The 7,961-nt window shown below is 72.7% G+C and carries 8 protein-coding genes; 6 read left to right on the plus strand and 2 right to left on the minus strand.

The window, feature by feature from the left end:
- Positions 1-13: 13 nt before the first annotated feature.
- Entirely contained in the window at positions 14-2,176 is a 2,163-nt protein-coding gene (locus ACFW22_RS35345) for a PQQ-binding-like beta-propeller repeat protein (protein ID WP_386412792.1), read from the minus strand.
- Positions 2,177-2,259: 83 nt separating this feature from the next.
- Here ACFW22_RS35345 and ACFW22_RS35350 point away from each other — a divergent pair, with 83 nt between their 5' ends.
- The 5 genes from ACFW22_RS35350 (at position 2,260) to proC (ending at position 5,827) form a co-directional block, all read left to right on the plus strand.
- Entirely contained in the window at positions 2,260-2,586 is a 327-nt protein-coding gene (locus tag ACFW22_RS35350; protein ID WP_384880411.1) for an SH3 domain-containing protein, read from the plus strand.
- A 34-nt stretch (positions 2,587-2,620) separates the two neighbouring features.
- Complete coding sequence (locus ACFW22_RS35355; RefSeq protein WP_386412796.1) at positions 2,621-3,124, plus strand: hypothetical protein; 504 nt, start codon at positions 2,621-2,623, stop codon at positions 3,122-3,124.
- Positions 3,125-3,390: 266 nt separating this feature from the next.
- The gene (locus ACFW22_RS35360; protein WP_386412799.1) at positions 3,391-4,200 is read left to right on the plus strand and encodes an ABC transporter ATP-binding protein; all 810 of its coding nucleotides are present in this window, start codon (positions 3,391-3,393) and stop codon (positions 4,198-4,200) included.
- Entirely contained in the window at positions 4,197-4,934 is a 738-nt protein-coding gene (locus tag ACFW22_RS35365) for an ABC transporter permease (protein ID WP_386412802.1), read from the plus strand. The genes ACFW22_RS35360 and ACFW22_RS35365 overlap by 4 nt, the downstream gene beginning before the upstream one ends.
- Before the next feature lie 83 nt (positions 4,935-5,017).
- A complete protein-coding gene (gene proC / locus ACFW22_RS35370; protein WP_386412805.1) occupies positions 5,018-5,827 on the plus strand; it encodes a pyrroline-5-carboxylate reductase in 810 nt (269 codons plus the stop codon).
- Positions 5,828-5,842: 15 nt separating this feature from the next.
- Here proC and ACFW22_RS35375 read toward each other — a convergent pair whose 3' ends face one another.
- On the minus strand, positions 5,843-6,433 hold the full coding sequence (locus ACFW22_RS35375) for a cysteine hydrolase family protein (protein WP_386412808.1): 591 nt from the start codon (positions 6,431-6,433) through the stop codon (positions 5,843-5,845).
- A 45-nt stretch (positions 6,434-6,478) separates the two neighbouring features.
- Between ACFW22_RS35375 and ACFW22_RS35380 the strand changes: the two genes are divergently transcribed.
- Positions 6,479-7,537 (plus strand): GlxA family transcriptional regulator, encoded by a 1,059-nt coding sequence (locus ACFW22_RS35380; RefSeq protein WP_386412811.1) that lies wholly within the window; start codon positions 6,479-6,481, stop codon positions 7,535-7,537.
- Positions 7,538-7,961: the final 424 nt, after the last annotated feature.

The following is a 7,961-nucleotide window of genomic DNA, read 5'->3' on the forward strand; positions in this document are numbered from 1 at the left end:
GCGGCTCAGCCCCTCACCAGGACTCCGGGTCCTGCGCGTCCACCGCGAACACGGACCCGTCCGGGGCCGTTCCGAACACCCGGTCCCCGGCGACCACCGGTGGGGGAACCACGGGCGCGTACGCGAGTCGACCGTTCTCCAGACGCGGCCGGGTCTGGCCGATCAACGCCCCGCGCGCGGTGTCGACCGCGAGCAGCCGGCCGTCCTGGACGGAGAAGTAGAGCCGGTCGCCGGGCCCGAGGACCGGGGGGGACACGTTCCCCGCGGCCGTTTCCAGGTCCCACAGCATCCGCCCCTTGGGAGCGGCGGTGTCGAAGGCGGCGAGGTGCCCGTCCGGGGAGAGCAGGTGGACGACGGCACCGCGCACCGCCATGCCCCGGAAGTCGATCCGGTACGGCAGGGCGAGCCTGCGCACCGGGGCGTCGGCGCCCGCACCGGGGTCCACCAGGACGAGGCCGTCGAGCAGGGCGGTGTCGTACAGCGCCCCGAGCACCAGCGTCCCGTCGCCGGTGTGGCCCAGCGGATCGAGCTGGCCCTCCAGCTCCCGCTGCCAGACCACCTCGCCGGTGGCGGGGCGGATCGCACCGACCCGGGTCCGCGTCCCGTCGTAGGAGACCTCGGAGACGGTCAGCAGCCCGGAGGCCACGTCGTACGGCCCCGGGCGGGGCACGCCGAAGCCGGCCAGGCCGTGCCGCCAGAGTTCCTTGCCGCTGTGGGCGTCGACCGCCCGGATGCCGCCGAGGCCGTCGGACAGGACGACGGCGGAGCCGGCCGGCCAGTACGTCTCGGGGACGTCGGAACCGGCCCGCCAACCGGGGGCCCCGTCTCCGGCCGCGTACGCCTGCAGGGGCCCCGTCGCGGAGGCGGCGCCGACCAGGCCGTCGGTGAGGAACACGGGGCCGGTCGGGGGCATCTGCTCGACGGGGGCGGTCCGGGACCACAGGACGCGGCCGGTCACCGGATCGAGCCGGGCGAGGTCGACGCCCCGGGCCGTGCAGTACAGCGCGCCCGTGCGGTGGTCACAGGACGGGGCGGTTCCGGGACCGTGCTCCTGGACCGCGGTCTGCCAGCCGGTGAAGGAGTTGGCCACCTCGGCCGGGCGGGGCGGGGTCACCGACCCGCCGCCCCCCGGTGGGCTGAGCGCCGCGTACGACCCGGCCGCAGCCAAGGCCAGTGCGGCGGCCACGGCGATCGTCGGACGCGGCCGGATCCGCAGGCCCCGGCGGCGCGGGGGTGACCCGATGGTGCTCCGCACCGGGGTGTCCGCGTCCCAGGCGTGCGGGGGCCCGGACCCGTCGCCGGGCAGGGTGGGCCGCTGCCGCTGCGCCGGTATGAAGGCCTCCGCCGCGTACGAGGGCGGCAGCAGTGCCTGCATGACCTGGGCCGGGGTCGGCCGCTCGACGGGGTCCTTGGCGAGGCAGCGCGCGATGAGCGGCGCCAGCTCCGCCGGCACCCCGGTCAGATCGGGCTCGTCGTGGACGACCTGGTACGCCACGATGTAGGGGCTGTCGGAGTCGAACGGGCCGTGCCCGGTCGCCGCGTGCACCAGGACCGACCCCAGCGCGAAGACGTCCGCGGCGGGTCCGACCTCGCGCGGTCGCTGGAACTGCTCGGGAGCCATGAAGGGCGGCGAGCCGATGAGCTTGCCGGTCTCGGTGTGCAGATCGCTGTCGACGGGGCGGGAGATGCCGAAGTCGATGACCTTGGGTCCGCCGTCGGTGAGCAGGACGTTGCTGGGCTTGAGGTCCCGGTGGACGACGCCGGCCCGGTGGATGTCCCGCAGCGCCTCCGCGAGCCCGGCGGTGAGCCGGCGCAGCTCGGCGGGGGACAGCGGACCGTTCCGCTTCACCTGGTCCGCGAGGGTGGGACCCGGTACGTAGAGGGTGGCCATCCAGGGGCGCACGGCATCGGGGTCGGCGTCGACGACCGGCGCGGTGAAGGCCCCGCTGACCCGACGGGCAGCAGCGACCTCCTGGCGGAAACGCGCCCTGAACTCGGGGTCCTCCGCATACCGTGCGTGCACGACCTTCACGGCGAGCCGTAGCCCGGAGGTCGAGGACGCGAGGTGCACGACGCCCATGCCACCGGCGCCCAGACAAGCCTGGAGCCGGTAGTCGCCCGCGTACTCGGGCTCCTCCGCTTCGCGGTCGGCACCGGTGCCGCGCAACGGTGGCATCGCCCACCCCCGTGTGGTTCCCCGTCGGGTCGCGCGCACGTGCGCGCCCCGACGGAGCCTAGTCCATCGTCCCCCCGGTGTCGGTGGGGCTTGCTAGCCTGCGCGTCGCGGAGAGTGAAACTCGGCGCAGTGCTTTTGCGCCACAGGGGGAGGACGTCATGACCACGCGCTACGGGGTTGCACCCGGCTACCGACTCAACGTGCGTTCGGGCCCGAGCACCGCGTACCCGATCGTCCGGGTGCTGTCGCTCGGCGCCACGGTCGCGATCCACTGCCAGAAGTACGGCGAGTGGATCAGCGGCCCCTACGGCACGTCGAACGTCTGGGACAACATCGCGCCGGGCGAGTACGTCTCCGACGCGTACGTGTACACGGGCAGCGACGGCCTCGTCGCGCCGCGCTGCGGCTGAGCCCCTTTCCCGCCGCCCGGGGATAATCGACCTCGTGAGCGACGACCAGCAGACCCACCGGACGACCGACGGACCGCAGCCCGAGGAGATCCGCTTCTTCGGCACGACCTGGGTCGACCACGACGGCCACTACGCGCTGCGCCGCGTCGGCCTGGCAGCGGGCTCGCTCGCGGCTGCCGTCGCGGCCTGCTTCGTCCTGCGCTTCGCCTACCAGGGCCTGCAGATCGCCGACGTCGGCGGCATCGTCAACGCGCTGGTCGTCGTCATGTTCGCGGTCTGCAGCGCCATCGCCTTCCGCAAGACCTGGGAGGGCTTCCTCCGGCGCCCGGACGACCCCGCCCGCGAGGACTCGCTCCGCAGCGTCAAGACGATCGGCTTCATCGGCTCCCTGTTGGCCTACGCCCTCCGCTGCTTCGTCGAGGCCCCCGGCGAGAAGCTCCGCCGCGCCGAGTACGAGAAGTCCCGGGAGCAGTACGAGAAGCGCCGCAACGCCCGCACCGGGAACCCGGCGGCCCGCAAGAAGCCCAAGCGCACGTAGCCTCCCCGCGCCATCCGGCCGGCCCCCGCCGTCTGCCCGGCCCCCGCCGTCTGCCCGGCCCCCGCCGGCCGCCCGGCCCCCGCCGGCCGCCCGGTCGGTCCGGGGCCGCGCCCCGCGACCCCACGGCGTCCTCCCTCCACCAGCGCCCCTGCCGGTGCGCGCATCCCGTGGGCACTCCTCTGCAGGCAACCCCTCCGCAGGCAACCCCTCCGTCGGTCCGGTCCAGGTCCTTGACGGCCGGCACCTCCGGACCCACTATTCATCACATGATGAATAACTCGGCGGGCGGGGCCGGCACCGCAGCCGTCACCGCCCACCAGCTCACCGCCGTCCGAGGCACCCGCACGGTCCTCCGCGGCCTCGACTTCACCGTCCCCGCCGGCCGCATCACCGGCCTCCTCGGGCCCTCCGGCTGCGGCAAGACCACCCTCATGCGCGCGATCGTCGGCACCCAGGCCAAGGTCGGCGGCACCCTCCAGGTCCTCGGCCGCCCCGCCGGCGACCCCGATCTGCGCTCCCGCATCGGCTACGTCACCCAGGCCCCCTCCGTCTACGACGACCTCACCGTCCGCCAGAACCTCGACTACTTCGCCGCCGTCCTGCTCCCCGGCCGCGCAGCCCGCCACGACCGCCGCACCGCCGTCGACCGGGCCGTCGCCGACGTCGACCTCGCCGACCACGCCGACTCCCTCGCCGGCCGGCTCTCCGGCGGCCAGCGCAGCCGGGTCTCCCTGGCCGTCGCCCTCCTCGGCACACCGGAACTCCTCGTCCTCGACGAGCCCACCGTGGGCCTCGACCCCGTCCTCCGCCGCGACCTGTGGGACCTCTTCCACCGCATCGCCGCCGACCGCGGCACCACCCTCCTCATCTCCTCCCACGTGATGGACGAGGCCGAACGCTGCCACCGGCTCCTCCTCATGCGCGAGGGCGAGATCCTCGCCGAAGACACCCCCGAGGCACTCCGCCGCCGCAACGACACGGCCACCGTCGAAGAGGCCTTCCTCCGCCTCGTCGACGCCGCGAACACCCGAGCGGCCCGCGCCGCCCACACCGCACCCGAGGAGCCCCACCCGTGAACGCCGCCCGCACCCTCGCCACCTCCGCCCGCGTCCTGCGCCAGCTGCGCCACGACCCGCGCTCGATCGCCCTGATGCTCCTCGTCCCCTGCCTGATGCTCTTCCTGCTCCGCTACGTCTTCGACGGAAGCCCGCAGACCTTCGACAACATCGGCGCCTCGCTCCTCGGCATCTTCCCGCTCATCACGATGTTCCTGGTCACCTCCATCGCCACCCTCAGGGAACGCACCTCCGGAACCCTGGAGCGCCTCCTCGCCATGCCCCTCGGCAAAGCGGACCTCATCGCCGGCTACGCCCTCGCCTTCGGGCTCGTCGCCGTCGTCCAGTCCGTCCTGGCCACCGGCCTCGCCGTCTGGTTCCTGGGCCTGGACGTCGTCGGCTCCCCCTGGCTCCTGCTCCTGGTGGCCCTCCTCGACGCCCTCCTCGGCACCGCCCTGGGCCTCTTCGTCTCCGCCTTCGCCGCGTCCGAGTTCCAAGCCGTCCAGTTCATGCCGGCCGTGATCTTTCCCCAGCTGCTCCTCTGCGGCCTCTTCACCCCGCGCGACCAGATGGCACCCGCCCTCGAAGCGATCTCCGACGTCCTGCCGATGTCGTACGCCGTCGACGGCATGAACCAGGTGCTCCGTCACTCCGACGTCACCGGCGACTTCGTCCGCGACGCCCTCGTCGTCGCCGGTTGCGCCGTCCTGGTCCTCGGACTCGGAGCCGCCACCCTCCGCCGCCGCACCGCCTGACCGCCCCTCGGACGCCCCGCGCACGCCGGGCCCGGCCGATGCGAGGATGGCCCAAAGGCCCCCTCCGGCGAGGTGAAAGACCCATGACCCAGACCGTCGCAGTCCTCGGCACCGGCAAGATCGGTGAAGCGCTCCTCAGCGGGATGATCCGTGCCGGCTGGCGCCCCGCGAACCTCCTGGTCACCGCACGCCGCGCCGAACGCGCAGAAGAACTCCGCGCCCGCTACGGCGTCGACACCGTCACCAACGCGGAAGCCGCCAAGCGGGCCGACACCCTCATCCTGGCGGTCAAGCCGCAGGACATGGGCCGCCTGCTCGACGAGCTCGCCCCCCACGTCGCCGCCGACCGCCTCGTCATCAGCGCCGCCGCCGGCATTCCCACCTCGTTCATCGAGGACCGACTCACCGCCGGCACCCCCGTCGTCCGCGTCATGCCGAACACCCCCGTCCTCGTCGACGAGGGCATGTCCGTCATCTCCGCCGGCAGCCACGCCACCCCCGAGCACCTCGCCCACACGGAGGAGATCTTCGGCGGCGTCGGCAAGACCCTCCGCGTTCCCGAATCCCAGCAGGACGCCGCCACCGCCCTCTCGGGATCGGGCCCCGCGTACTTCTACTTCCTCGTCGAAGCCATGACCGACGCCGGCATCCTCCTGGGCCTGCCCCGAGCCCAGGCCCACGACCTCATCGTCCAGGCCGCCATCGGCGCCGCCGTGATGCTCCGCGACAGCGGCGAGCACCCGGTCAAGCTCCGCGAGGCCGTCACCTCCCCGGCGGGCACCACCATCAGCGCCATCCGGGAACTCGAGAACCACGGCGTGCGGGCGGCGCTCATCGCCGCCCTCGAAGCGGCCCGCGACCGCAGCCGCGAGCTCGCTTCCGGCAACGGCTGACCCACCCGGCCACGGCTATCCGACGACGGCCGCGCCCTTCAACACGTCCTCCGTGGTCACGACCCGGGCGAAGCCCCCGCCGTGCAGCGACACCGCCGTCGCCCGGGTCAGCTCCTCCGCCGTCTGCACCCAGCCGAAGGGCCCCGACAGGTCGAAGGTGTGCATCGCGTCCAGCGGGAACAGCACGTCGTACCCGAGGTTCCCGGCCATCCGGGCCGTGGTCTCGTTGCACATGTTCGTCTGGATCCCGACGACCACGACCTGTCCGATGCCGGCAGCCTTCAACCAGACGTCCAGGTCGGGCTCCCCGTAGAACGCCGAGTTCACGGACTTCGTCACCAGCAGCTCGGGCCCGCTCCCCCCACCCCGCCGCTCCTCGACGAAGTCCTTGAAGGCGTTCCCCCCGGTACCCGGCTCCAGCGGCGAGCCCTCGTGGACCGAGTCGTGCCGCACGAAGACGACCGGCCGCCCCGTCGCCTGCCACGCGTCGATCAGGGCCGCGACGTTCTGCTCGGCCCCCGGATTGTTCCGTCGGCCCCAGAACTCGGACTCGAAGCCCTTCTGCACGTCGACGACCACCAGCGCTGCGTTCTCGTTGATCTCCATGCCCACGATCCTTCCGCCGACCGCAGCCGCCGCCCAGAGGGAGAAATGACAGCGATCGATGCTTTACTGCCACACGTGCAACACGCCCCGCCCACCCCCGAACCCCGCCGCTCCCAACGCATCGCGCTCCTCGCCTTTCCCGGCGTCCGCGCGTTCGACGTCTCCGTCATCACCGAGGTCTGGGGCAGCGACCGGGTCCTCCGCGGCGTTCCGCCCTTCGAACTCCACCGGGTTGCCGCCGACCCGCAGGCCCCCGTTCCCCTGCGCGGCGGCCTGACGCTCGCCGCAGACCGCCCGCTCTCCTGGCTCCAGGACCTCTCCTCCGCCGATCTGGTCGTCGTCCCGGGAGTCGAGGACCCCGGTGCCGACCTCCCGGCCCCCCTCCTCCAGGCCCTCCGCCGCGCCCACGCCGCCGGCGTCCCGGTCGCCTCGCTCTGCGCCGGAGCCTTCGTCCTCGCCCGTGCCGGACTCCTCGACGGACGCCGCGCCGTCACCCACTGGCGCCTGACCGACACCCTGGCCGCCCGCCACCCCTCGGTCCGGGTCGAGCCCGATGCGCTCTTCGTCGAGGACTCCGGGATCTGGACCTCTGCGGGCGTCGCCGCGGGCATCGACCTCTGCCTCCACCTCGTCCGCACCGCCCACGGAGCCGAAGCCGCCGCCACGATCGCCCGCTCCATGGTCACCGCCCCCTTCCGCACGGGGACCCAGGCGCAGTTCATCGAGCATCCGACGCCCCGGGCGGACCGCGATGCCGACGCACTCGCCACCGTGCGTGCCCACGTCATGGCCCATCTCGCCGCACCGCACACCGTTGCGAGTCTGGCCGCCCTCGCCGGCATGTCCCCCCGTTCCTTCGCCCGCCACTTCCGGGCGACGACGGGAACCACTCCCCTCCACTGGCTCATCACCCAGCGGGTGGCCGCCGCCCAGAAGCTCCTGGAGCTCACTGACCACCCCCTTCCCGAGGTGGCCCGACGCGCCGGCTTCGGCAGCGAGGTCACGATGCGCCAGCACTTCACCTCCCACGTGGCCATCAGCCCCCGTGACTACCGCAACGCCTTCCGCCACCCACATCGAGGGAGGTCCACGGACCGGGGTTGACACGGAACCTGCCGGTCCGTAGTGTTCTCCGAGTTGTCCGACGTGAGCACCGACTCCGGTCGGCCCCGGACAGCCATTCCGCAAGATTCATTGAAGCCAACGGTGCTTTGCCGTGCCGTCGCGCTTTCCGTGCACTTTTGCGAAATGAGGAATTCGCGTTCGAAGGTTTGGACGCAAGTCCCCGATTAGCGTCGGGGGCGGGGAATCCGCTAGAGTCTCACTCGTCGGAACGGCCCAACAGCCGGAAAGACAAACCCCGCTGACTGGGGATCAGACGCCGAAAGGGTCTGATAGAGTCGGAAACGCCGGAAGGGCCCGGAGCGAAAGCGAATGGGACCGGAAAGCACCGAGGAAATCGGGTCGGAAAGATCTGATAGAGTCGGAAACGAAGGAAGCGCCCGGAGGGCCTGGGAACAGGAACGAT

Origin of the sequence: Streptomyces sp. NPDC058872 (genome assembly GCF_042743065.1) — a bacterium.
Lineage (GTDB): Bacteria > Actinomycetota > Actinomycetes > Streptomycetales > Streptomycetaceae > Streptomyces.